The sequence below is a fragment of the Rhodococcus sp. ENV425 genome (genome assembly GCF_002887785.1).
Lineage (GTDB): Bacteria > Actinomycetota > Actinomycetes > Mycobacteriales > Mycobacteriaceae > Rhodococcus > Rhodococcus aetherivorans.
This window is the reverse complement of sequence record NZ_PCZU01000268.1, coordinates 115,903-136,885: the sequence shown is the minus strand read 5'-3', so window position 1 is coordinate 136,885 and position 20,983 is coordinate 115,903. Positions and strand designations below refer to the sequence as shown.

19 protein-coding genes are annotated in these 20,983 nt (G+C 70.1%); 12 read left to right on the top strand and 7 right to left on the bottom strand.

Annotated elements, in window-relative coordinates; all coding sequences use genetic code 11:
* Genes CQZ88_RS24775 through CQZ88_RS24760 form a run of 4 tightly spaced genes read left to right on the top strand, consistent with a single transcriptional unit; the run spans nucleotide 1 to nucleotide 3,101 of the window.
* On the top strand, nucleotides 1-1,176 hold the full coding sequence (locus CQZ88_RS24775; RefSeq protein ID WP_006937825.1) for a thiolase domain-containing protein: 1,176 nt from the start codon (nucleotides 1-3) through the stop codon (nucleotides 1,174-1,176).
* 12 nt (nucleotides 1,177-1,188) lie between these two features.
* Complete coding sequence (locus tag CQZ88_RS24770) at nucleotides 1,189-2,067, top strand: TIGR03619 family F420-dependent LLM class oxidoreductase (RefSeq protein WP_029541019.1); 879 nt, start codon at nucleotides 1,189-1,191, stop codon at nucleotides 2,065-2,067.
* Complete coding sequence (locus tag CQZ88_RS24765) at nucleotides 2,064-2,492, top strand: nuclear transport factor 2 family protein (RefSeq protein WP_006937821.1); 429 nt, start codon at nucleotides 2,064-2,066, stop codon at nucleotides 2,490-2,492. The genes CQZ88_RS24770 and CQZ88_RS24765 overlap by 4 nt, the downstream gene beginning before the upstream one ends.
* 9 nt (nucleotides 2,493-2,501) lie before the next feature.
* The gene (locus tag CQZ88_RS24760) at nucleotides 2,502-3,101 is read left to right on the top strand and encodes an NTP transferase domain-containing protein (RefSeq protein WP_029541015.1); all 600 of its coding nucleotides are present in this window, start codon (nucleotides 2,502-2,504) and stop codon (nucleotides 3,099-3,101) included.
* Here CQZ88_RS24760 and CQZ88_RS24755 read toward each other — a convergent pair.
* From CQZ88_RS24755 to CQZ88_RS24745, 3 genes are all read right to left on the bottom strand, one after another.
* Entirely contained in the window at nucleotides 3,082-4,518 is a 1,437-nt protein-coding gene (locus CQZ88_RS24755) for an MFS transporter (RefSeq protein ID WP_029541013.1), read from the bottom strand. The genes CQZ88_RS24760 and CQZ88_RS24755 overlap by 20 nt on opposite strands.
* A gap of 97 nt (nucleotides 4,519-4,615) precedes the next feature.
* Nucleotides 4,616-6,187: an FAD-binding protein gene (locus tag CQZ88_RS24750; protein WP_146034369.1), complete on the bottom strand. Its 1,572-nt coding sequence runs from the start codon at nucleotides 6,185-6,187 to the stop codon at nucleotides 4,616-4,618.
* Between the two features lie 344 nt (nucleotides 6,188-6,531).
* Nucleotides 6,532-7,785, bottom strand: coding sequence for a cytochrome P450 (locus tag CQZ88_RS24745; RefSeq protein WP_029541008.1), 1,254 nt, complete (start codon nucleotides 7,783-7,785; stop codon nucleotides 6,532-6,534).
* A 182-nt stretch (nucleotides 7,786-7,967) separates the two neighbouring features.
* On the opposite strand from CQZ88_RS24745, the gene CQZ88_RS24740 reads away from it, so the two are divergent.
* From CQZ88_RS24740 to CQZ88_RS24730, 3 genes are all read left to right on the top strand, one after another.
* Nucleotides 7,968-9,131 carry a steroid 3-ketoacyl-CoA thiolase gene (locus CQZ88_RS24740; RefSeq protein WP_029541006.1) on the top strand — a complete coding sequence of 388 codons (1,164 nt, stop codon included), beginning with the start codon at nucleotides 7,968-7,970 and terminating at the stop codon, nucleotides 9,129-9,131.
* 1 nt (nucleotide 9,132) lies between these two features.
* Nucleotides 9,133-9,606, top strand: a complete 474-nt coding sequence (locus tag CQZ88_RS24735) for a nitroreductase family deazaflavin-dependent oxidoreductase (protein WP_029541004.1) — start codon at nucleotides 9,133-9,135, stop codon at nucleotides 9,604-9,606.
* Between the two features lie 79 nt (nucleotides 9,607-9,685).
* The gene (locus CQZ88_RS24730) at nucleotides 9,686-10,345 is read left to right on the top strand and encodes a GNAT family N-acetyltransferase (protein ID WP_029541002.1); all 660 of its coding nucleotides are present in this window, start codon (nucleotides 9,686-9,688) and stop codon (nucleotides 10,343-10,345) included.
* A gap of 70 nt (nucleotides 10,346-10,415) precedes the next feature.
* On the opposite strand, the gene CQZ88_RS24725 is transcribed toward CQZ88_RS24730, so the two are convergent.
* The gene (locus CQZ88_RS24725) at nucleotides 10,416-11,330 is read right to left on the bottom strand and encodes an SDR family oxidoreductase (protein WP_029540999.1); all 915 of its coding nucleotides are present in this window, start codon (nucleotides 11,328-11,330) and stop codon (nucleotides 10,416-10,418) included.
* Nucleotides 11,331-11,479: 149 nt separating this feature from the next.
* On the opposite strand from CQZ88_RS24725, the gene echA20 reads away from it, so the two are divergent.
* The 4 genes from echA20 to CQZ88_RS24705 are packed head-to-tail and all read left to right on the top strand — an operon-like array spanning nucleotide 11,480 to nucleotide 15,012.
* Entirely contained in the window at nucleotides 11,480-12,241 is a 762-nt protein-coding gene (gene echA20 / locus CQZ88_RS24720) for a (7aS)-7a-methyl-1,5-dioxo-2,3,5,6,7,7a-hexahydro-1H-indene-carboxyl-CoA hydrolase (protein WP_029540997.1), read from the top strand.
* Between the two features lie 19 nt (nucleotides 12,242-12,260).
* Nucleotides 12,261-13,142 carry a cholesterol ring-cleaving hydrolase subunit IpdA gene (ipdA, locus tag CQZ88_RS24715; protein ID WP_180987079.1) on the top strand — a complete coding sequence of 294 codons (882 nt, stop codon included), beginning with the start codon at nucleotides 12,261-12,263 and terminating at the stop codon, nucleotides 13,140-13,142.
* Nucleotides 13,139-13,915 carry a cholesterol ring-cleaving hydrolase subunit IpdB gene (gene ipdB, locus CQZ88_RS24710; RefSeq protein ID WP_006937804.1) on the top strand — a complete coding sequence of 259 codons (777 nt, stop codon included), beginning with the start codon at nucleotides 13,139-13,141 and terminating at the stop codon, nucleotides 13,913-13,915. Before ipdA ends, ipdB begins: the two co-directional genes overlap by 4 nt.
* Nucleotides 13,912-15,012, top strand: a complete 1,101-nt coding sequence (locus CQZ88_RS24705; RefSeq protein WP_029540992.1) for a nitronate monooxygenase family protein — start codon at nucleotides 13,912-13,914, stop codon at nucleotides 15,010-15,012. The genes ipdB and CQZ88_RS24705 overlap by 4 nt, the downstream gene beginning before the upstream one ends.
* Here the strand turns inward: CQZ88_RS24705 and CQZ88_RS24700 are convergent.
* From CQZ88_RS24700 to CQZ88_RS24690, 3 genes are all read right to left on the bottom strand, one after another.
* Nucleotides 14,973-15,788 carry an NAD(P)H-binding protein gene (locus CQZ88_RS24700; RefSeq protein WP_029540990.1) on the bottom strand — a complete coding sequence of 272 codons (816 nt, stop codon included), beginning with the start codon at nucleotides 15,786-15,788 and terminating at the stop codon, nucleotides 14,973-14,975. The genes CQZ88_RS24705 and CQZ88_RS24700 overlap by 40 nt on opposite strands.
* Nucleotides 15,789-15,894: 106 nt before the next feature.
* Complete coding sequence (locus tag CQZ88_RS24695) at nucleotides 15,895-16,839, bottom strand: alpha/beta hydrolase (protein ID WP_029540987.1); 945 nt, start codon at nucleotides 16,837-16,839, stop codon at nucleotides 15,895-15,897.
* 31 nt (nucleotides 16,840-16,870) lie between these two features.
* Nucleotides 16,871-18,520, bottom strand: a complete 1,650-nt coding sequence (locus CQZ88_RS24690; RefSeq protein ID WP_029540984.1) for an NAD(P)/FAD-dependent oxidoreductase — start codon at nucleotides 18,518-18,520, stop codon at nucleotides 16,871-16,873.
* Between the two features lie 180 nt (nucleotides 18,521-18,700).
* On the opposite strand from CQZ88_RS24690, the gene CQZ88_RS24685 reads away from it, so the two are divergent.
* The coding region (locus CQZ88_RS24685) for a LuxR C-terminal-related transcriptional regulator (RefSeq protein ID WP_180987081.1) at nucleotides 18,701-20,983 on the top strand (2,283 nt) is incomplete at its 3' end.

Here is a 20,983-nt window from a genome sequence, read left to right as displayed (position 1 = left end):
ATGGCCAAGCAACTCGCGGCTGTCCTCGGCACGGGGCAGACCCACTACGTCGCCAAGCGGCACGACGTGTCCATGTCCGGCCTCGTGCGCGAGGCGATCGACCGCGCCCTGGCCGACTCGGACGTCGGCTGGGACGACATCGACGCGGTCGTGATCGGCAAGGCCCCCGACCTGTTCGAGGGCGTGATGATGCCCGAACTGACCATGGTCGACGCGATCGGCGCCACCGGCAAGCCGATGCTGCGGGTCCACACCGCCGGTTCGGTCGGCGGGTCCACCGCCAATGTCGCCGCCAGCCTCGTGCAGGCCGGCGTGCACCGGCGGGTGCTGGCCGTGGCGTGGGAGAAGCAGTCCGAGTCGAACGCGATGTGGGCGCTGTCCACCCCGGTGCCGTTCACCATGCCGGTCGGCGCCGGCGCCGGCGGCTACTTCGCCCCGCACGTGCGCTCCTACATCCGCCGATCGGGCGCACCCGAGCACATCGGCGCGATGGTCGCCGTGAAGGACCGACTCAACGGCGCGAAGAACCCGTACGCGCACCTCAAGCAGCCGAACATCACGCTCGAGTCGGTGCAGGCGTCGCAGATGCTGTGGGATCCGATCCGCTACGACGAGACGTGCCCGTCGTCGGACGGCGCGTGCGCCGTCGTGATCGGCGACGAGGACTCGGCCGCGGCGGTCGAGGCGCAGGGCCGGAGGGTCGCGTGGATCCACGCCACCGCGATGCGGACCGAGCCGACCACGTATGCGGGACGCGACCAGGTCAACCCCGAGGCAGGCCGGATGGCCGCGGCGGCGCTGTGGCAGGCCGCGGGTATCACCGACCCGCTCACCGAGATCGACTGCGCCGAGATCTACGTCCCGTTCTCGTGGTTCGAGCCGATGTGGCTCGAGAACCTCGGCTTCACCCCGGAGGGCTCCGGTTGGAAGCTCACCGAGGCCGGGGAGACGGCCATCGGCGGTCAGCTGCCGGTCAACATGTCCGGCGGTGTGCTGTCCTCCAACCCGATCGGCGCCTCCGGCATGATCCGGTTCGCCGAGGCCGCGATGCAGGTGATGCAGCGCGCCGGGGAGCATCAGGTCGACGGCGCACGCAAGGCACTCGGGCACGCGTACGGCGGCGGCTCGCAGTACTTCTCGATGTGGGTCGTCGGCTCGGACCGACCGGAACGATAGGCACGGACCGTGGTGGACTTCACCGTCGGCGTCGCGATGACGCCCCTCGACCAGCTCACCGGCCTCGCCCGCACCGCCGAGGAGTGCGGGTTCCGGTCGATCGCGCTGCCCGACTCCCTGTTCTACATGGAGAAGCAGACCGTCGACTACCCGTACACCCCCGACGGGTCGCGGATGTGGACCGAGGACACGCCCTGGGCGGACCCACTGATCGCCGCGGCCGCGATGGGGGCGGTCACGTCGACACTCCGGTTCTACACCCAGGTCCTCAAGCTCGGCTCGCGCAACCCGGTGCTGCTGGCGCGCCAGGTCGGCTCGGTGGCCAACCTCACCGGTAACCGCTTCGGCTTCGGAGTGGGAATCGGCTGGGCCCCGGAGGAGTTCGAGTGGTGCGGGGTGCCGTACGCGCGGCGCGGCAAGCGGGTGGACGAGATGATCGACGTCATCAAGCTCATCCTCGGCGGCGGCATGGTCGAGCACCACGGCGAATTCTTCGACTTCGACCGGCTGCAGATGAGCCCCGCCCCCACCGAACCCGTGCCGTTCTACATCGGCGGCCACACCGACGTGGCGCTGCGCCGGGCGGCGCGCGTGGGCGACGGCTGGACCTCGGCGATGATCCGATTCGACGACCTCGTGCAGGTGATCGCCCGGCTGCGGGAGCTGCGCGCCGAACACAGCCGCGCCGACGATCCGTTCGAGATCCAGGCGGTGTGCGTGGACCGGTTCGGCCGTGCCGGGTACGCCGAGCTCGAGGATGCCGGCGTCACCGACATCATCGTGGTGCCGTGGATCTTCGACGGGCACGGCTTCGACAGTCCCCTCGAGGCGAAGCAGGAGTCCCTGCACCGTTTCGCCGACAGGTACATCCACGGAAAAGCATCGGCATGAGCGAGGAACACCCGGCTCGGGTCGCCGCGCGGGCGTCGCAGGCGGCGGCTAGCGGCAAACGCAAGGACGAGTGGCTCGCGTTGTTCGCCGAGAACGGTGTCGTCGAGGACCCGGTCGGTCCGTCCGGATTCGATCCGGAGGGCAAGGGCCATCACGGCCGCGAGGCGATCTCGCGGTTCTACGACATGACCATCGCGAACACCGACAAGCTCGAGTTCCTCGTCGACGACGTGCTGGTGTGCGGCGACGAGTGCGTCAACATCGGCACCATCCGCACGACCCTCGGCGGCAACGTGATCGACGCCGAGGGGGTGTTCGTCTACCGCGTCGACGACGCGGGCCGGATCGCGTCGCTGCGCGCCTTCTGGGAGGTCGAGCGGGCCATGGCGACGGTTCGTCCCGCAACCGAGGAAGCACGCGGCTAGAGTCCGGCCATGACCGTCGCCGGGATCGTCCTCGCGGCAGGGGGCGGCACGCGGCTGGGCGGGCGCGCGAAAGCGCTGCTCCCCCACCGCGGCCGCCCCCTGTTGCACACCGTGGTGGCCGCGCTCGCCGACGGCGGCTGCGACGAGGTCACGGTGGTCGCCGGCGCCTACGCCGACGACGTCGTCGCCGCGTGTCCGCCCGGCGTCCGCTCCGTCGTCAATCCGCGCTGGGCCGAGGGGATGTCGACGTCGCTGCGGTGCGGGGTGGACGCCACGACCGGCCACGACGTGATCGCGCTGACGGTCGTCGACTTCCCTGGCATCACCGCCGACCTCGTCCGCGCCGTACTCCTCGCGCACCGCCCGGGCACGATCACCCTGCCGGTGTTCGGGGACCGCCCCGGGCATCCCGTGGTGTTCGACCGCCGCGACGCCGAGGCGGCGGCCGGCGAGGCCGTCGGCGACGAGGGAGCCCGGCGATTCCTCACCCGCAACCGCGACCGGGTGCGACGGCTGGACTGCACGCGCCTCGCCGATCCCGGGGACATCGACGTCCCCGACGATCTGACGCTGCTGGACGGGCCGGGAATCACGCCCGCCGATACCTGATCGCCGAACCCAGCCCGATCGTCACGGCGCAGGAGAGGACCAGCATCGCGCAGACGGCCCCGAGCGCGGCCACTGTCGGCGTCGCCGTCCCGGGCAGCACCAGGGACGCGAGCAGGAGCGAGGCGAGCGAGGTGCCCACCGCCGACGCCGCGGTGCGCAGCACCGTCTGGCTGCCGGCCATCTCGCTGGTGTTGTGCTCCGGGACGGACTCGACGAGCAGGTTCGGCAGCGCCGTGTACGCGAACGCCGTCGCCACCGACACGGCCACGACCAGCAGCGTCATGCCGATCACCGATGCGCGGAAGAAGAAGAACCCGGCACACGCGACGAGGAACATCACGCTGCCTAGCAGCAACGACGTCCGCGCCCCCACGGCGGCGGCGATCCTGCCCGCGACCGGGGTGAATGCCATGCCGATCATCGCGCCGACGAACGACAGCGTTCCGGCGTAGGTCGGCGAGAGTCCCAGGCCGAACGGCGCGGTGGCCGGGCTCTGCATGATGATCGGGATGATCATCGTCCCGACGCCGATCGGTCCGACGCCGAGTGCGACCCCGGCGAGCATCGTCAGGGCGACGTTGCGCTCGGCGAGCAGGCGCAGGTTCACGATCGGAGACGTCCGGCCCAGTTCCCACCACACCCAGCAGGCGAACACCGCGGCGCCGAGGACGATCGGACCCAGCACGCGGGCGTCGCTCCAGCCCCAGGAGCGGCTCTGGGTCAGACCGAACAGGACGGACGCCACCGACACCGCCAGGCCGACCGCGCCGACGACGTCGATCGGTTGCCGCCGAGCGGTGCGGCGCCGCCACGGCAGCACGGCCTCGACCAGGAAGAGACAGACGAGCGCGTAGCCGGCGGCGACGACGAAGATGTACCGCCAGTCGCCCAGGTCGATGAGGACGCCGGCGACCAGCAGGGAGGCCGCGCCGGCCGCGACGGCCGACCCGGAGATCAGCGCGACCGCCATGGGGACGCGCTCGGCCGGCAGGTGTTCGCGGGCCAGGCCGATGCACAGCGGCAGGATCGCTCCGGCCACACCCTGGATCGCCCGGCCGGCGATGATGGCCTCGAGGGTCCCGAACGCCATGCTGACGACGGAGCCGGTGGCAGCGCAGGCCAGCACGAACATCAGCACCCGTTCGCGGCCGTACATGTCGCCGAGCCGGCCGCACACCGCCGCCGAGGCCGCCGCCACCAGCAGGAACGCCGTCACGGTCCATCCGACCGCGGAGGCGTCCGCCTCGAAGACCCGGGCGAACGTCGGCAGCGCCGCGTACATCATCGACGTCTCGAATGCGCTGATGACCTCGACGGCGATGAGAATGGCCACCACCGCCCCCACGGGTCGGGTCCGCTCGTAGCGGCGTTCGGCGCGGGTCGAGGGTGCCCGTTCGGGTGCCAACGATGTGCTCATGAAAACTCCTACGGTTCGTCGATGTGAACCGTACGGACGAAGTGCTCCGAGTGTGACGCAGGACCCACTGAGCGGGACCGGACGAGTCGCGGCGTTCCTATGCTCCGGCCATGTGCCGGACCGCCAGGTGGGCGAACAACGCGCTGGTGCCGATCGGGTTGCCACCGCCGGGATAGACGGTGCCGCTCGGGGCGGCCATCGTGTTGCCCGCCGCGTACAGCCCGGCGATGGGCGTCCCGGCGCCGTCGAGCACGCGGCCGACCGTGTCGGTGCGCAAGCCGCCCTTGGTGCCGAGGTCCGAGATGCCGAACTGCGCGGCGTGGAACGGGCCCTTCTCGATCGGGACCAGCGCCGAACCGCCGCCGGTGAACGCCACGTCGTAGGGCTCGTCCCCGCGGCCGAAGTCCTCGTCGACGCCGGTGGCGGCGAGGCGGTTGAACCGCGCGACGGTCGCCTCGAGCGCCTCGGCCGGCACCCCGATCAGGTCGGCGAGTTCGGCGAGCGTGTCGGCGGTCTTCCACAGTCCCGCCGCCTCGTACTTCTCGGTCGCCACGAGCGGCACGTTTGTCGCCGCGATCGGCGGCACGACGCCGCCCCGGTCGTCGTAGATCATCCAGAACGGCAGCGTCATCTCACCCTTGTCCATCCGGGCGATGATGTCGCGGCCGAGCCGGTCGTAGGGCGCGTACTCGTTGGTGAAGCGGTTGCCGTCCTGGTCGACGAAGATGCCGCCGGTGAAGCACAGCGCGAAGGCCGAGCGCCCGTCGGGGTGGGTCAGCCCCGGCGACCACCACGCCTCGCTCATCAGGTCGACGTCGGCACCGATCGCGATGGCCGCCTGGTGGGCCTTGCCGAGGTTGGACCACGGCCCCATCGAATCGCGGGCCGCGCCGGGAACGCCGTACTGCGCGCGCATCTCGTCGTTGTGGTCGAATCCGCCGGCGGCGAGCACGACGCCCTTGCGGGCCCGCACCGCCCGCCGCTGGTCGCCGTGGGAGACGATCGCGCCGACCACGGCGCCGTCCTCGACGACGAGTTCCTCGAGCGCGGTGTTCCGATGCAACTGCACGTTCGGGCACTTGCGCATGGCGAGCAGGAACCGGCCGATGAGAGCGCGCCCGCCGATCAGGATGTCCGGCAACGGATCCCCGTTGCGCTCGCGACCCAGCGGCCCGCGGACGGACTGGTTGAGTTCGGGATCGTCCGAGATCGGCCGCGGCGTCGGCGCGATGTGACGGCCCTTCGCGCTGGCCTTGGGAGCCTTGCCGAAGTAGTCCGGCCACGGGTAGGCCGTGAACTCGATGTCCTCGTCGGCCTCGAGATAGTCGATCAGGGGAGCGCCGCCGCGCACATAGGCGTCCTGCAGGTCGCGGGGGGTGCGGTCGCCGACGACCGCGTGATAGTAGGTCAGGGCGTCGTCGATGGTGTCGTCGTCACCGGCACGTCGCAGCACCGCATTGGTGGGGAACCAGACCCCGCCGCCGCCGGAATATGCGGTGGTGCCGCCGAAGTACTCGGAGGCCTCGACCAGGACGACGGACAGTCCCTCGCGGGCAGCGGTGTAGGCGCCACAGCAGCCGCCGGCGCCCGATCCGACGACGAGGACGTCGCATTCTTCCGCCCATTCCACCATGTTCGATGCCTTTCGCCGATTCCGTTCCAGGAGCACGTGACACTATTTCCGCAACCGCGGCGCGCGGGAGGAGACGTCTCACTGGGTGGAACAACAGGCACGGCCCCTGCTGCGCGGGTTCTCTCGGGGCTCGGCGCCGAGTCCCGCTGTTCGGCCCGCGCAGGCCGGACCCGGCACGGCGGCGGTCGCGCAAACAGGTCCCGGCCAGTAGGACCGAAAGCCGGGGGCGCCTCGGCGGCCGAATACTGTGGGCGAGCACCCCGCCCTCACCCCCAATTTCGGCGGGGTGCACCCATGCCGCCGGCTCCCGCAGCCCCGCTCACACGGAAAGCGCGGCGGCGCCGGGGGATTCCCGATCTCTCGGCGCCGCCCCACCCGGGTCAGTGCTCGACCGGGCAGCCGCCCTGCGTCTTGTAGTCCACCCGGAACTCCTTGATGCCGTTGAGCCAGCCGGAGCGCAGCCGCTTCGGATCGGCGACCTTGGTGATGTCGGGCATGTAGTCGGCGATCGCGTTGAACACGAGGTCGATCTCCATCCGCGCCAGGTTCGCGCCGAGGCAGTAGTGCGCACCGGTACCGCCGAAGGCGAGGTGCGGGTTGGGATCTCGCAGGACATCGAAGGTGCGGGGGTTCTCGAACACCTCTTCGTCGTTGTTCGCCGACGCGTACAGCATCACGACGCGGTCGCCCTTGCGGATCGTCCGGCCGCCGAGCTCGGTGTCCTCGAGCGCGGTGCGCTGGAACGACGTGACCGGCGTGGCCCAGCGGATGATCTCGTCGGCCGCGGTCTTCGGCCGGTCCCGCTTGAAGATCTCCCACTGCTCCGGGTTGTCGAGGAACGCCGCCATCCCGTGCGTGATCGCGTTGCGGGTGGTCTCGTTGCCGGCGACGGCGAGCACGATGAAGAAGAAGCCGAATTCCTCGGGCGAGAGCTCGTCACCGTCGATGTCGGCCTCGATCAGGGTGGTGACGATGTCGTCGGCCGGGCACTCCTTGCGGGCGGCGGCCATCTGGTACGCGTAGCCGAGGACCTCCATCGACGCGGCCGCCGGGTCGGCGGTGTTGTCCGGGTCGTCGTAGCCGGTCATCTGATTCGACCACTCGAAGATCTTGTCGCGGTCCTCCTGCGGGACGCCGATGAGTTCGGCGATGGCCTGCAGCGGCAGCTCCGCGGCGACCTGAGTGACGAAGTCGCCCCCGCCGGCCCGGCAGGCCTCCTCGACGATCTTCTTCGCGCGGGCGTTCAGCTCGTCGCGAAGGCCGTTGATCGCGCGCGGGGTGAAACCGCGGGCGACGAGCTTGCGCAGCTTGGTGTGCTCGGGCGCGTCCTTGTTGAGCAGGACGTGGCGCTGCAGTTCGATGGCCTCGCGCGGGATGTCGTCGTTGAACCGCGGGATCGCGGTGTTCTCCCAGTTGGAGAACACGTCGCTCCGGCGGGAGACCTCACGGACCTCCTCGTGCCGGGACACGACCCAGAATCCCTCGTCGTGGAATCCGCCGACGTCCGGGGATTTCTTGTTCCACCAGACGGGGGCCGTCCTACGCAGCTCGGCGAACTCCTCGAACGGCATCCGCTCGGCGTAGAGATCCGGATCGGTGAAGTCGATGTCTTCGGGGATGTTGGGCTGCGCCACTGAATTCTCTCCTGCCCTGACGAGTGCACCGTGTCGTGATGTGGAACACGTTCTAAAAGCATTCAAGCACAGGGCGGCCCGCAGGCCAAGGAATCGCCAAGTCCCGATCATTCGGACCCCGCCTTGTCTGCCCCGGAAACCTGTTCTACTTTGCGAGGACAAGGACCAGAAAGGAGCCCACCGTGGGCACACCAGTCATCGTCGAGGCGGCACGCACCCCGATCGGCAAGCGCGGCGGCTGGCTCGCCGGCCTGCATGCGGCCGAGCTTCTCGGGGCCGCACAGAGCGGACTGATCGAGCGCGCGGGCCTCGATCCCGCCCTCGTCGAGCAGGTGATCGGCGGGTGTGTCACCCAGGCCGGCGCGCAGTCCAACAACATCACCCGCACCGCGTGGCTGCACGCCGGCCTGCCGTGGCAGGTCGGCGCCACCACGGTCGACTGCCAGTGCGGGTCGGCCCAGCAGGCCAACCACCTGATCGCCGGACTCATCGCCACCGGCGCCATCGACGTCGGCATCGCCTGCGGCATCGAGGCGATGTCGCAGGTGCCGCTCGGCGCGAACGTCGGCGAACTCGCCGGCCCGCGGCGGCCCGAGTCGTGGAACATCGACCTGCCCAACCAGTTCGAGGCGGCCGAGCGCATCGCCCGCCGTCGCGGCATCACCCGCGAGGACGTCGACGCGCTCGGCGTCCGGTCGCAGGCGCTGGCCAAGCAGGCGTGGGACGAGGGCCGCTTCGACCGCGAGGTGCTGCCCGTCGTCGCGCCCGTCGTCGACAAGGAGGGCACCCTCACCGGCGAGAAGCAGACCGTCGCCCGCGACCAGGGCCTGCGCGAGACGACCACGGAATCGCTCGCGAAGCTGAAGCCGGTCCTCGACGGCGGCATCCACACCGCCGGCACCTCGTCGCAGATCTCCGACGGCGCTGCTGCGGTGCTGCTCATGGACTCCGACCGCGCCGCGGCGCTCGGCCTGAAGCCGCGGGCCCGGATCGTCTCGCAGGCCCTCGTCGGCGCCGAGCCCGAGTTCCATCTCGACGGCCCGGTGCAGGCGACGAGCCGCGTCCTCGAGAAGTCCGGCATGACGATCGGCGACCTGGACCTGTTCGAGGTCAACGAGGCGTTCGCATCGGTGCTGCTGTCGTGGGCGCGGGTGCACGAGCCCGACATGGACAAGGTCAACGTGAACGGCGGCGCGATCGCGCTCGGCCACCCCGTCGGCTCGACCGGCTCGCGGCTGATCACCACCGCGCTGCACGAGCTCGAGCGGCGCGACGGCGCCACTGCGCTGATCACCATGTGCGCGGGCGGCGCGCTGGCCACCGGCACGATCATCGAGCGGATCTGACATGAACGGGGCCGCTGCGCCGAAGGGTCTCGACTCGAAGTGGACCGTGCCGATCATCAAGTGGATGTCGCGCGCCAACGTGGCGGCCTATCAGGCCACCGGCGGCCGGATCGGGGGAAAGTGGCGGGTGGGCAGCGCCTTTCCGTGGGGCATTCCCGTCTGCCTGCTGACCACCACGGGCCGGAAGACGGGACGGCCGCGGACCGTTCCGCTGCTGTTCCTCGAGGACGACGAGCGGGTGGTGCTCGTCGCGTCCCAGGGCGGCCTGCCCGAGCACCCGCTGTGGTTCCGCAACATCCAGGCCGATCCGCGGGTGACCGTGCAGGTGAAGTCCCGGGTGCGGCAGATGACGGCACGGGCGGCGACGCCCGACGAGCGGTCGCACTACTGGCCGCGGCTGGTGGCAATGTACGCGGATTTCGACAATTATCAGTCCTGGACGGATCGGGTCATCCCGGTGGTGGTGTGCGAGTGACCCTCGCGGGAGCCGGCACGACCGGGCACGAACCAGTGGGGTGCCCGGTCGAGCTGCTCTCGAGAAGGGATGTCACCCGATGACAACCGCGAACCACGATCAGGTACTCGACAAGCGGGAGATCGCGGCGGCACTGCTGCGCGCGCTCGAACGCCGGCACGAGGTCCTCGATGCCATCGTCGAGAGCAACGACAGGGCCGAGGCCGTCGCGACCGTCGCGCGGCTGCTCGACACGGACGAGTTCTGCGCCGAAGCGGTGCTCAACCTTCCGTTCCGGCGGCTGACCAAGGCGGAGCGCAAGAAGATCCGGGAGGAGCTCGACGACCTCGACGCGGTGCTCAAGTGGACGCCCGCCGAGCGTCCCTACGCCACCGGCGCCCATTTCCGGCTGCGTCAGTTCAGCGACAGCGAGCCGGACCGCGAGCTGTTCCGCGTCCGGTGCGAGGAGCAGCTCGGCGACGCGGGTGCAGCGCGGGTGGAACAGGAGCGCGCCGCCGGCCTGTCGCGCATCGACGACGAGTCCGCGGTGTGGCTGGTCGCCGAGGACCTGTCCGGCACCGAACCCAAGCCGGTCGGCTTCGCGTTCGGCGAGCTGCAGGGCCATGAGGTCGACGTCGCGATCTGGGTCCACCCCGAGCTGCGCAAGCAGGGCTACGGCACCGCGACCCTCAAGCACGCCCGCACCGAGCTGGCCGCGTACTTCCCCGGCACCACCATCATCGTCCGCTCGCCCGCGTAGGCGGCTGCGCCGCCGGTGCGTCCTTCGGGTCGTTCCCACCGCCCAAAGGACGCACCGGCAGCTTCGCTGCCTACGCCCCGTAGACGGGGGTGGGGGGCTCGCTGCGCGCGATCAGCTTCTCCACCACCGGGCCGAGTTCCTTCGGATCCCAGCGCTCGCCCTTGTCGATCGCCTCACCGTGCCGCCAGCCGTCGGCGACGGAAACCCTGCCGCCCTCCACCTCGAAGACCCGGCCCGTGACGTCCTTCGACTCGGCGCTGCCGAGCCACACCACCAGCGGTGAGACGTTTTCCGGGGCCATCGCGTCGAAGCCCTGTTCCGGGGCGGCCATCGACTCGGCCATCGCGCCGCCCGCGCCCACGGTCATGCGGGTCCGCGCGGCCGGTGCGATCGCGTTGACGGTGACGCCGTACCGGGCGAACTCGGCGGCCGCCTGGATCGTGAGGGCCGCGATCCCGGCCTTCGCCGCGGTATAGTTGCCCTGGCCGATGCTGCCCATCAGGCCGGCGCCCGAGCTGGTGTTGACGATCCGCGCGTCGACCGGGTTGCCGGCCTTCGCCTCCCCGCGCCAGTACGCCATCGCGTGCCGCATCGGGGCGAAGTGACCCTTGAGGTGCACCCGGATCACGGCGTCCCACTCCTCCTCGCTCATGTTGGCGAGCATGCGGTCCCGCAGGAATCCCGCATTGTTGACCAGGACGTCGAGCCGTCCGAAGGTCTCCAGGGCCGTCTGCACCAGGTTCTCCGCGCCGGTCCAGTCGGCCACGTCGTCGCCGTTGACGACGGCCTCGCCGCCCGCCGCCCGGATCTCCGCGACGACCTGCTCGGCGGGGCTCTCCCCCGTCGCCGAACCGTCCGCGCCGGCCCCGATGTCGTTGACCACGACCTTCGCGCCCTCGGCCGCGAAGGCCAGCGCGTGGGCCCGCCCGATGCCGCGCCCCGCGCCGGTGACGATCACGACGCGCCCGTTGACCAGTCCACTCACTTGTCTTCTCCTCGAATAGATGTCGTTGTCGGGGAATCCGGGCGACATACTCGCCCCGCCTCCACGATTCCGCTCCCTGGGGTCTGCGCCCCGCATGTGCTAACTTACCAAGCAATCGCTTGGTTCGGTACAGACGTTAGGAACCTGCCATGGGCATCACCTCGACCACCGACGGCGCGGGCATCACAACGGTCACCGTCGACTACCCGCCTGTGAACGCCATCCCCTCCCAGGGCTGGTTCGAACTGGCCGACGCGGTCCTCACCGCGGGCAAGGATCCGGCCACGCACGTGGTGATCCTGCGCGCGGAGGGCCGCGGCTTCAATGCCGGCGTCGACATCAAGGAGATGCAGGCCACCGACGGCCACGGCGCCCTCATCGCCGCCAACCGGGGCTGCGCCGCCGCCTTCGGCGCCGTCTACGACTGCGCCGTCCCCGTCGTGGTCGCCGTGAACGGCTTCTGCGTCGGCGGCGGCATCGGCCTGGTCGGCAACGCCGACGTCATCGTCGCCTCCGACGACGCCGTCTTCGGCCTGCCCGAGGTCGATCGCGGCGCTCTCGGCGCCGCCACGCACCTGGCCCGGCTGGTGCCGCAGCACATGATGCGCACCCTCTACTACACGGCGCAGAACGTCACGGTCCAGCAGCTCGAGCACTTCGGCTCGGTGTACAAGGTCGTCCCGCGCGCCGACCTCGACGCCACCGCCCGCGAGATCGCCGAGAAGATCGCGGCGAAGGACACCCGCGTCATCCGGTGCGCCAAGGAAGCCATCAACGGCATCGACCCGGTGGACGTGAAGGAGAGCTACCGCTTCGAGCAGGGCTTCACCTTCGAACTCAACCTCGCCGGCATCGCGGACGAGCACCGCGACGAGTTCGTCGCCACCGGCAAGCCGCGCGCCAACCACTGATCAGGAGACATGAAACACCATGCGTGACAAGAGGATGTCGCTCGACGACGTGGTCGGCGAGCTGCGCAGCGGCATGACGATCGGCATCGGGGGCTGGGGGTCGCGGCGCAAGCCGATGGCGCTCGTCCGCGCGATCCTGCGCTCGGACGTGAAGGACCTGACCGTCGTGACCTACGGCGGCCCGGACCTGGGGCTGCTGTGCTCGGCCGGGAAGGTGAAGAAGGCGTACTACGGGTTCGTCTCCCTCGACTCGGCCCCCTTCTACGACCCGTGGTTCGCCAGGGCGCGCACGAACGGGGAGATCGTCGCGCGGGAGATGGACGAGGGCATGGTCAAGTGCGGCCTCGAGGCGGCCGCCGCCCGGTTGCCGTTCCTGCCGATCCGGGCGGGACTCGGTTCCGCCGTCCCGGACTTCTGGGAGGGTGAATTGCGGACCGTCACCTCCCCGTACCCCGACGCGTCCGGCACGCCCGAGACGCTGATCGCGATGCCGGCGCTGAATCTCGATGCCGCCCTGGTGCATCTGAACATCGGCGACGCGCACGGCAACGCCGCCTACACCGGCGTCGACCCCTACTTCGACGACCTGTACTGCCTGGCGGCGGAGAAGCGGTACGTCTCGGTCGAGCGCATCGTCGAGACCGAGGAACTCGTCAAGTCCGTTCCGCTGCAGTCGATCATCCTCAGTCGCATGATGGTCGACGGGGTCGTGGAGGCACCGGACGGCGCCCACTTCACCCTCGCCGGCGACAGCTACGGCCGCGACGAGAAATTCCAGCGCCACTACGCCGAGGCCGCGAAGGACCCGCAGACCTGGCAGGCGTTCGTCGACCGGTTCCTCTCCGGCAGCGAGGACGACTACCGAGCCGCCGTCAAGACTTTCACCGAGGAGCAGGCATGACCGACACGACCACCCCGGCGACGACGGGCACGGTGACCCGGGCCGAGTACTGCGCCATCGCATGCGCCGAGATCTTCGCCGGGGCAGGCGAAATCATGGCCAGCCCGATGGCGACGCTGCCGCTGATCGGCGCCCGCCTCGCCCGGCTGACCACCGAACCGGACCTGCTCATCACCGACGGGGAGGCGCTGATCCTCGCGGACACTCCCGCACTCGGCGCGAAGGGCCCGATCGAGGGCTGGATGCCGTTCCGCAAGGTGTTCGACGTCGTCGCCTCCGGCCGCCGCCACGTGGTGATGGGCGCCAACCAGATCGACCGGCACGGCAACCAGAATCTCTCCGCGTTCGGCCCGCTGCAGCACCCCACCCGGCAGATGTTCGGCGTGCGGGGCGCCCCCGGCAACACCATCAACCACCCGACGAGCTACTGGGTCGGCAAGCACAACACGCGCGCGTTCTGCGACAAGGTCGACATCGTCTCGGGCGTCGGCTACGACAGGGTGGACCCGGCCAACCCGGCCTTCAAGTACCTGCACCTGCACCGGGTGGTCACCAATCTCGGGTCGTTCGACTTCGGCGGTCCCGGCCACACGATGCGGGCACTGGCCCTGCACCCGGGGGTCACGGCGGAGCAGGTCGCGGAGAACACCTCCTTCGAGGTGGCCGGCCTCGACGAGGCGGGCGTGACCCGCGAGCCCACCGCCGAGGAGCTGCGCCTGATCCGCGAGGTCCTCGATCCGCGCGGCCTGCGGGATCGGGAGGTGGCGGTATGAGCCCGCGCCTGACGACGGCACTGACCGACCTCGTCGGCATCGAGCACCCGATCGTCCAGACGGGGATGGGCTGGGTGTCCGGCCCGCGCCTGACCGCGGCGACCTCCAACGCGGGCGGTCTCGGCATCCTGGCCTCGGCGACGATGACGTACGAGGAACTCGAGGCCGCCGTCGCGAAGACGAAGGCGGCGACGGACAAGCCCTTCGGCGTGAACATCCGGGCCGACGCGACGGACGCCGCCCAGCGCATCGACCTGCTCATCCGTGAGAACGTCAAGGTCGCGTCCTTCGCCCTCGCGCCCAGGAAGGAACTGATCGCCAAGCTCAAGGACCACGGCATCGTGGTGATCCCGTCCATCGGCGCCGCGAAGCACGCGGTGAAGGTCGCCTCGTGGGGGGCCGACGCGGTGATCGTGCAAGGCGGCGAGGGCGGTGGGCACACCGGGCCGGTGGCCACGACGCTGCTGCTGCCGAGCGTGCTCGACGCGGTCGACATCCCGGTCGTTGCGGCCGGCGGATTCTTCGACGGGCGCGGGCTCGCCGCGGCGCTCGCCTACGGGGCGGCCGGCGTCGCCATGGGCACCCGGTTCCTGCTCACCAGCGACAGCGCCGTGCCCGACTCGGTGAAGCAGGAGTACCTGAGGCGGGGCCTGCAGGACACCACGGTCTCCCTCAAGGTCGACGGCATGCCGCACCGTGTGCTCAACACCGACCTCGTCGACAGCCTCGAGCGCGGCAGCTACGCGAAAGGCCTGGTCGCCGCCGCGAGGAACGCGGCGAAGTTCAAGGCCATGACCGGGATGAAGTGGTCGACGCTCGTCAAGGACGGCATCGCGATGAAGCGGGCGAGCGACCGCACGTGGCAGCAGATCATCATGGCGGCCAACACCCCCATGCTGCTCAAGGCCGGGCTCGTGGAGGGCAACACCGACGCCGGTGTGCTGGCCTCCGGGCAGGTCGTCGGCATGCTCGACGACCTGCCGAGCTGCCGGGAGCTGATCGACCGGATCGTCGCCGAGGCCGTGGAGCGGATCGACGCCGTGGCCGCGCTGCGCGGTCAGGCCCAGGCCCCGCGTTCCGCCGCGTCGCGCACGTAGGTCTCGAAGGACACGGGCGGCCGGCCCGCCACCTCGGCGACAACGTCGTTCGGGGTCGCGTCGCCGGTCGCCCGCAGGGCCTCGAAGGCCTCGATCTCGGCGAGCACCTGCGCCCGGTCCAGGCCGAGGCCGGTCATCGTCTCGAGGTAGGCGTCCGGCTCACCGCGGTAACGGACCTCGCGCCCCGAGGCGCAGGCGATCACGGCCGCGGCCTCGCCGAACGACAGCGCGTCCGGCCCGCTCAGCTCGTAGGTCCGGCCGGCGTGGCCGTCCCCGGTGAGCGCGGCGACGGCGACGGCGGCGATGTCCCCGGCGTCGTTGAACGCCTGACGCATGTCACCCAGGGGCAGGACGATCTCGCCCGCGAGCACGGCAGCGCGCAGGAAACCCTCGTCGAAGTTCTGGTCGAACCAGTCGGGGCGCACCACGGTCCACTCCGCGCCGGACGACGTGACGGCACGCTCGGCGGCCAGCAGCCGCTCGTCGCCCATCACGTCGACCGCCTTGCTCGACAGCAGGACGAACCGCGAAATCCCCTCGGCGACAGCCATATCGACGAATTCGTCCGCGACCGGCACGCCGTCGGGCGCCATGACGAACACCGCCCCGGCACCGGACACCGCGGGTTTCCAGGTGTGCGGATCGAACCAGTCGAACGGCACGTCGCCCGAGCGGGAGCCGGCACGGACCGCGTGCCCGCGTTCGCGCAACTGCCGGGTGACCCGTCGCCCGACGGTGCCCGTGGAACCGAGAACCAACACCGGTCGTTCGTCCATGCCGGCATCCTGACATCCGGCACCGACACGGTCACCGGGGCAGCCGACCGGTTCGCACGTCCATCGCGCCCGGCGGACGACATCACGTCCGCCGGGCGGTAGACCGTCAGGCCGCCGACGTGGGGGCGACGACGCTCTTGACGAAATCGGCGACGGCGGCGCGCAACTCGCGGCTGCGGGGAACCGCGCCGGACATCCAGTACACGCCGTGCACCAGCCCGTCGAATCGGACGGTACGGACGTCCACGCCCTCGGCGCGCAGCCGAGCGCCGTACTGTTCGGCCTCGTCGCGGGTGACCTCGTTCTCCGTCGTGAGGATGAGGGCCGGCGGGAGTCCGTCCACGCGGTCCGCCCGGGTGGGGACGGCATACGGGTTGTCGGCGTCCTCCGGTGCGGACAGGTACTGCTCCCAGAACCAGTCCAGGGCCGCGGCGGTGATGAGGTAGCCGTCGGCGTAGTCGATTCGGGACGGCAGCTGAGCGTTCGGGTCGATCACCGGGTAGATCAGCACCTGTCCACGAAGGGCCGGCCCTCCCTGGTCTCGCGAGCGCAGCGCGGTGACGGCCGCCAGGTTCCCCCCGGCGCTGTCGCCCATCACCACTATGTTGCCCGGGTCCCCGCCGTGCTCGGCGATGTGCGCGGCGACCCAGTTCAGCGCGGCCCAGGCGTCGTCGGCGGCCGCCGGAAACCGATGTTCGGGGGCCCGGCGGTAGGCGGCGGTCACGACGACCGTTCCCGTCTCGTTCGCGAGTGCCCGGGCGGGTTCGTCGACCACCTCGAGATCACCGGCGACGAACCCACCGCCGTGGAAGTAGAGCACCACCGGGCGCGGACCGGTCCCTTCGGGAAGGTGGATCCGGAGCGGAAGCTCGGTGGTGTCGCTGACATAGTGGAGGTCTTCGATCCGGGCGACCGGTTCGGACGGGGCCTGCAAGCCGGTGAACGTCGACACGACCGCGCGGGCTTCGTCGACGGACATGTTCTCGAACGATTTCAGTCCTTGCGCCTGCAGTCCCGCGAGCAGTTGCTCGACGTGGTGGTCGAGTGCCATGGCATTTCCTTCCGGGGAATGGACGGTGGGGTCAGGAGACGGCGGTCGCGGCCACCGCGCGCGAACTCGTCGTGTCGAAGCCGGTGTAGCCGCCGGCGACGACCTCGGCGCAGGTCTGCCGGTAGGTCGGGGCACCGCCGAGGTAGACCATGCAGGCCCTCGGCTTGCCGGGGATGTTGGCGCCCATGTACCAGGAGTTCGTCTGCGGCAGGAGGGTTTGCCCGGCGATCTCGTTGGTCAGGTGCAGCCAGTCGGTCTCGGCCTGCGCGGTCGGCTCGATCACGTCGAGGTCGTGTGCGCGCAGATAGTCGATCGCGTCGGTGGCGAAGTCGACGTGGTCCTCGATGGCCAGCGGCATGTTGTAGAGCACCGACGGCGACTGCGGCCCGGTGATGGTGAACAGGTTCGGGAACCCGTGGATCATGATGCCGAGGTATGTCCGCGGCCCGTGGGCCCATTTCTCGGCCAGCGTCTGTCCGCCGCGGCCGCGGATGTCCATCGCCAGCAGCGGCCCGGTCATGGCGTCGAAGCCGGTGGCCAGCACGACGGTGTCCACCTCGTACGTGCGCTCCCCCACCCGGACCCCGGTGGCGGTGATCTCGTCGATCGGAGTGTCCTTCACATCGACGATGTGCACGCTCTCGCGGTTGTAGGCCTCGTAGTAGTTCGTCTCGAGCGGGGGACGCTTGGTGCCGTAGGCGTAGCCCTCGGGTGCGAGCTTGTCGGCCTTGGCCGGGTCCTGCACCCGCTCGCGGATGCGTTCGCGGATGTACTCGGCGATGGTGTCGTTGGCCTTCTTGTCGAACAGGATGTCCTGGAAGCTGTCGATGAACAGCCGGAACCCGCCGGCGTTCCAGCGCTCGTCGAACACCCGGCGGCGCTCCTGCGCGTCGACGGCCAAAGCCGAGGGCTGGACCTGGTCGAACGGGACGCCGAGGAAGTGGTTGCGGGCTGCGTCGCGCAGACTCCGGTAGTTCTGCTTGGCCTCGGTCTCCACCTCCGGGTCGAGCGGCCCGTTGCCCAGCGGGGTGGCGAAGTTGGGGGTGCGCTGGAAGACGATCAGCTCCGCCGCCTCCTCGGCGATCAGGGGGATCGCCTGGATGCCGCTCGCACCGGCGCCGATGACCGCGACACGCTTGCCTGCGAAGTCCACGCCCTCGTGCGGCCAGTTGCCGGTGAGCAGGACCTCGCCGCGGAAGTTCTCGATGCCGCCGAACTCGGGAGTCTTGGGGACCGAGAGGTTGCCGGCGCCGGAGATGAAGTACCGGCTGCGCACGCTGCGGCCGTCATCGGTGTGCACCGTCCACATCGAGTTCTCGTCGTCCCAGTGCACCCCGATCACCCGGGTGTCGAAGGTGATCCCCCTGCGTAGGTCGAAGCGGTCGGCGACGTGCTCGAGGTACCGCAGGATCTCCGGCTGGCCGGCGAACTTCTCGCTCCACCGCCACTCCTGCTGCAGCTCTTCGTCGAAGGAGTACGAGTAGTGGATGCTCTCGATGTCGCAGCGAGCGCCCGGGTAGCGGTTCCAGTACCAGGTGCCGCCCACGTCGGCGCCGGCCTCGAACACCCGCACCGCCAGGTTCATCGTGTCGCGCAGCTTGTGCAGGGCGTACAGGCCGGCGAAGCCGGCTCCCACGACGACGACGTCGACGTCGGGAGCGGAGAAATCGGTTTCGGTCATGGTGCGGGCTCCTCACGATCAATGGGGTTCGGCCCCGTCCGGGGCGCTTCGATGCCTGACCACGACAATGACCCGCGTCACCTCACCCCCACGCGGGGGAAATCACCCCTTTCGATACCTGTGTTGGGCGTCACACCGCATTCGGGTATGTTCTGACCACTATCTCTGGGAAGCGTGAAGATGGAGTCCCCCCTGCCCCGCACCAAAGGGCTGACGCCCTCGCTGACCAGTTTCGTCGGCCGTCGCCGGGAGATCGACGAGGCTCGGGCCCGCCTGCAACAGGCCCGGCTCCTGTCGTTGCTCGGTCCGGGCGGGGTCGGCAAGACCCGGCTGGCGGAGGAGATCGCCCTCCGCTCCGCCCGCGCCTTCCGCGACGCCTTCTGCTGGATCGACCTCGCCGTGGTCCGCGATCCCGAGGCGCTCCCGTCGGCTGCGGCCGCGGCGCTCGGCGTCACCGACCAGTCCACCCGTCCCGTGCGGGACAAGATCCTCGATCACCTGCGGGACCGCCACATGCTGATCGTGGTCGACAACTGTGAGCACCTGCTCGACGCGGCGGCCGCGTTCGTCACCACGGTCCTCACCGGCGCACCCGAGGTGCGCGTTCTGGCGACGAGCCGGGAGCCGCTCGGCGTCGGCGGCGAATTCACCTACGTGCTGCCGCCGCTGAGCACCCCGACGGAATCGACCGGCAACCGCGCCGCCGACCTGGCCCTGTTCGAATCGGTCACGCTTCTCGTCGAGCGCACCCAGAGTGTGGTCGCCGAATTCCGGATGACCGACGCCAACGCCGACGCCGTCGCCCAGCTGTGCATCCAGCTCGACGGCATCCCCCTGGCCATCGAACTCGCCGCAACCCGGTTGCGGACCCTGTCCCCCGCCCAGCTCGTCGAACGGCTCGACCGGCGCTTCGCCCTGCTCACCGGCGGCAACCGCGCGGCCGTGCCCCGGCAGCAGACGCTCCGGGCGCTGATCGACTGGAGCTACGAACTGTGCTCCGCACCGGAGCGCACGCTGTGGGCGCGGCTGTCGGTCTTTCCCGGCAGCTTCGATCTCGAAGCCGCCGAGTCGATCTGCGGGGACGAAGACCTTCCCCCGGAACAGGTGATGGATCTGCTGGACGGTTTGGTGTCGAAATCGCTTGTCACGGTCGATCGTTCCGCAGAGGCCTTCCGCTACTCGCAGTTGATGACCGTGCGCGAGTACGGGCACGAGCTGCTCGACGCCGGTGGACGACGGAACGATCTGTACCGGCGGCACCGAGACCACTACCTCGAGCGGGCGCAACGTCACGCGGCGGACTGGTACGGGCCGAGACAATCGGAACTGTTGTCGCGGTGGCGGATCGACCATCCGAACTTCATGGCCGCGCTCGACTGGTCGCTACGGGACGACAGCGACCTGTCGGCCGCGGCCGCCCTCGCCGTGGCGCTGCGGTATCACTGGATCGCGGGAGGCAACCTCTCCCACGGCCGCACCAGGCTCGAGCGGCTTCTGCAACGACTGCCCCGGTCCACTCGCGACCGGGGCCACGTCCTGTGGGTGACCGCGTGGACGGCCCTGATCCAGGGGGACCGGGAGGGAGCCGCACTTCATCTTGCCGAATGCGGATCCATCGCAGCCGAACTGGAAGATGCCGAGTTGCAGGCGCACCACGACCACTGGGCCGCCCTGCACGCCTTGTTCTGCGGACGAACCACCGACGCGATCGATCTCTACGACGCGGCGATCGCCGTTCATCGCACCCGAGGCGATCGCGCAGCAACCCTCACCGCCTTGTTCCAGCTGGCCATGGCCCAGACCTACGACGGCCGGCTCGACGACGCACTCGCCACGTGTGCACACGTGATCCACGTGGCGGACGAGCACGGCGAGCAGTGGAACAAGGCGTACGCCCTGTGGGTTTCGAGCCTGGCCTACTTCCACCTCGGCCGGATCGACGACGCCGTCGACGCCGCGGAACAGGCACTGCACATCCAGCGCGACTTCAAGGACAAGATCTGCACCGCCCTGTCGATCGAACTTCTCGCCTGGGCGGCGGAAGCCGTCGGTCACACCGAGCGGTCCGCCACGCTCTTCGGCGCGGCCAGGGCGGTGTGGCAGCGACTCGGCACGTCCGTCGCCGCCTTCGGTCCCCATATCACGGGTGATTCGGCGCACTGGGAACAGCGGGTCCGACAGTCGCTGGGAGCGAAGAAGTATGCGCGCCTGTCGACACCGCCGGCACGCCCGGCCATCGAGCAGGCTGTCGACACGGCTCTCGGGACGCCCGCGGGCGGATCGGCGACCGCGTCACCCACCGCCTCCCCGTTGACCCGCAGGGAAGAGGAGGTGGCCGAACTCGTCGCCCGGGGCCTCAGCAACCGGGAGATCGCGGATCAGCTCGTGATCTCGCACCGGACGGTCGACGGGCACGTCGAACACATCCTGGACAAACTGGGCGTCGGATCCCGCACCCAGGTG

Bases quoted from the DNA above. Each gene is read 5' to 3' on its own strand.
- CQZ88_RS24775 (WP_006937825.1), top strand. From the start codon at position 1: ATGGCCAAGCAACTCGCGGCTGTCCTCGGCACGGGGCAGACCCACTAC.
- CQZ88_RS24765 (WP_006937821.1), top strand. From the start codon at position 2,064: ATGAGCGAGGAACACCCGGCTCGGGTCGCCGCGCGGGCGTCGCAGGCG.
- CQZ88_RS24760 (WP_029541015.1), top strand. From the start codon at position 2,502: ATGACCGTCGCCGGGATCGTCCTCGCGGCAGGGGGCGGCACGCGGCTG.
- CQZ88_RS24755 (WP_029541013.1), bottom strand. From the start codon at position 4,518: ATGAGCACATCGTTGGCACCCGAACGGGCACCCTCGACCCGCGCCGAA.
- CQZ88_RS24735 (WP_029541004.1), top strand. From the start codon at position 9,133: ATGAACGGGGCCGCTGCGCCGAAGGGTCTCGACTCGAAGTGGACCGTG.
- CQZ88_RS24730 (WP_029541002.1), top strand. From the start codon at position 9,686: ATGACAACCGCGAACCACGATCAGGTACTCGACAAGCGGGAGATCGCG.
- echA20 (WP_029540997.1), top strand. From the start codon at position 11,480: ATGGGCATCACCTCGACCACCGACGGCGCGGGCATCACAACGGTCACC.
- ipdA (WP_180987079.1), top strand. From the start codon at position 12,261: ATGCGTGACAAGAGGATGTCGCTCGACGACGTGGTCGGCGAGCTGCGC.
- ipdB (WP_006937804.1), top strand. From the start codon at position 13,139: ATGACCGACACGACCACCCCGGCGACGACGGGCACGGTGACCCGGGCC.
- CQZ88_RS24705 (WP_029540992.1), top strand. From the start codon at position 13,912: ATGAGCCCGCGCCTGACGACGGCACTGACCGACCTCGTCGGCATCGAG.
- CQZ88_RS24700 (WP_029540990.1), bottom strand. From the start codon at position 15,788: ATGGACGAACGACCGGTGTTGGTTCTCGGTTCCACGGGCACCGTCGGG.
- CQZ88_RS24695 (WP_029540987.1), bottom strand. From the start codon at position 16,839: ATGGCACTCGACCACCACGTCGAGCAACTGCTCGCGGGACTGCAGGCG.
- CQZ88_RS24690 (WP_029540984.1), bottom strand. From the start codon at position 18,520: ATGACCGAAACCGATTTCTCCGCTCCCGACGTCGACGTCGTCGTCGTG.